Annotated in this window: 5 protein-coding genes; 4 read left to right on the top strand and 1 reads right to left on the bottom strand. The window is 67.3% G+C overall.

What is annotated here, in order from left to right:
- Both ASE02_RS21865 and ASE02_RS00335 read left to right on the top strand, forming a co-directional pair.
- On the top strand, positions 1–199 hold a 199-nt coding region (locus ASE02_RS21865), incomplete at its 5' end, for a carboxyl transferase domain-containing protein (protein ID WP_304438349.1).
- 56 nt (positions 200–255) lie between these two features.
- The gene (locus ASE02_RS00335; RefSeq protein WP_235536543.1) at positions 256–1,080 is read left to right on the top strand and encodes an aminoglycoside phosphotransferase family protein; all 825 of its coding nucleotides are present in this window, start codon (positions 256–258) and stop codon (positions 1,078–1,080) included.
- 19 nt (positions 1,081–1,099) lie between these two features.
- Here the strand turns inward: ASE02_RS00335 and msrB are convergent, their stop codons facing one another.
- Entirely contained in the window at positions 1,100–1,594 is a 495-nt protein-coding gene (msrB, locus tag ASE02_RS00340) for a peptide-methionine (R)-S-oxide reductase MsrB (protein WP_056730037.1), read from the bottom strand.
- A gap of 59 nt (positions 1,595–1,653) precedes the next feature.
- On the opposite strand from msrB, the gene ASE02_RS00345 reads away from it, so the two are divergent.
- Positions 1,654–1,974, top strand: a complete 321-nt coding sequence (locus ASE02_RS00345) for a heavy metal-binding domain-containing protein (protein ID WP_056730039.1) — start codon at positions 1,654–1,656, stop codon at positions 1,972–1,974.
- A gap of 6 nt (positions 1,975–1,980) precedes the next feature.
- A partial coding sequence (locus ASE02_RS23240; RefSeq protein ID WP_156405859.1) for a biotin carboxylase N-terminal domain-containing protein occupies positions 1,981–2,042 on the top strand: 62 nt, incomplete at its 3' end.

Consider the following 2,042-nt stretch of genomic DNA (forward strand, 5'->3'; position numbering starts at 1 on the left):
AACGGCCGAGGCCATCGTCGAACGTGAAGCCGACTACAAGGCCCGCTTCGCCAACCCCTTCGTCGCCGCCTCCCGCGGCTATATCGACGACGTCATCATGCCCCACTCCACCCGCCGCAGGGTCGCCCGGGCGCTCAAGAACCTTCGGGGAAAAGAACTCTCCAACCCCTGGAAAAAACACGACAATATTCCGCTCTAGGCGGCTTGGTCGACGCCGCCTCTTTCCTCGCCCCGTTTCGTTCCTAGATGTGGGGCGTGACGGGGACCCGCTTTCAATCCTGGCTCGACCTCTGGGGGCTGACCCCGGACGGCGAGGCCTTCACCACCGAGCATACGGCCAGCTGGCTGCTGCCGGTCAGGCAGGGCGAGGCCCCGGCCATGCTCAAGCTGGCCTACGTGCCCGAGGAGCGCGCGGGCGCGGCGGTGATGGAATGGTGGGACGGGCAGGGCGCGGCCCGGGTGCTGGCCCGTCAGGACGAGGCCCTGCTGCTTGAGCGCGCCACGGGGCCGCGCTCGCTGATCGAGATGGCCAAGACCGGCCAGGATGAAGCCGCCACGACCATCATCTGCGAGGCGGTCGCTGGGCTGCACGTGCCGCGCAGCGCGACCCCGCCCTCCAGTCTGGCGCCGCTGGATATCTGGTTCCGCGAACTGGAGCCGATGGCGACGAAACATGGCGGCGTGCTGGCCGACGCGCTCAAGGCCGCCCGCATTCTGCTCGCCACGCCGCAGGATGTCGTGGTGCTGCACGGCGACGTCCATCACGGCAACATCCTGGACTTCGATCGCGGCTGGCTGGCCATCGATCCCAAGGGGCTGCTGGGCGAGCGTGGCTATGACTACGCCAACCCGTTCTGCAATCCAGACACCGAGGTCGCCGCCGCGCCAGGACGCCTGCAGCGCCATGTGCAGATCGTCTCGCAGCAGGCGCGGATCGAACCGACCCGGCTGCTGATGTGGATCCTGGCCTATGCGGGGCTGTCGGCGGCCTGGATCCTGGGCGACGGCGATCCCCCGTTATGGGACTTCACCATCGCGCGGATCGCCGCGGCGGAGCTGGCTCAGACCTCGGTGTTGTAGAGCCGCAGGTCCGCCCGCGTTAGGCGGGGATGGCCGCCAGGGCCTGGTTGTCGCCCCGGTTCAAGGGGTCGCGAACCGGCTGGCCGTCCTGCACGAACTCCAGCGAGATCGAGTTGATGCAGTAGCGCAGCCGGGTCGGTGGCGGGCCGTCTGGGAAGACATGGCCCTGGTGGCTGTCGCACCGGGCGCAACGGGTCTCGATGCGGAGCATGCCGTAGCTGGTGTCGCGTATCGCGACCACATGGGCCTCGGCATAGGGGGCGTAGAAGCTGGGCCAGCCGGTGCCGCTCTCGAACTTCGTATGGGCGCGGAACAGCGGCAGGGCGCAGAGACGGCAGCAGTAGACGCCGTCCTCCTTGTTATCCAGCAGGCCGCCGCAGAAGGCGGCCTCCGTGCCGTGATGCAGCAGGACTTCGGCCTCTTCGCGGGTGAGGCTGGCTTCCAGGCCCTTGCGTTCCGTCGCGTCGGGCGGTGTGAGGTCAAATCCGGTGGGGGAGGCGGCTGGCGTGCTCATGGGCTCCAATCTAAGGTCCCTGTGGATTTAGCGAAAGAGCGTCGCAGGAGGATGGGTTCATGATCACCAGCACAACGCCGGAAGTGGCCGAGCGGTCCATCGCCCAGACCCTGGGGGTGGTGAGCGGCGAGGCGATCATCGGCGCCCACATCTTCCGCGACCTGTTCGCCGGCATCACCAACATCATCGGCGGCCGGGCCGGGGGCTATGAAAAGGCCCTGCGCGAGGCCCGTGATATCGCCCTGCGCGAGATGTGCGAAGAGGCCGAACGCCTGGGCGCCGACGCCGTGGTCGGCGTCGATCTCGATTACGAATCCTTGGGCGCCGACAACGGCATGCTCATGGTCACCGCCGCCGGCACCGCCGTGAAGTTGCGTTAGGTCCAGATGTTTTCGAAAATTCTGATAGCGAACCGAGGCGAGATCGCCGTTCGGATCATCAAGACCTG

Source organism: Phenylobacterium sp. Root700 (genome assembly GCF_001429025.1).
Taxonomy (GTDB): domain Bacteria; phylum Pseudomonadota; class Alphaproteobacteria; order Caulobacterales; family Caulobacteraceae; genus Phenylobacterium.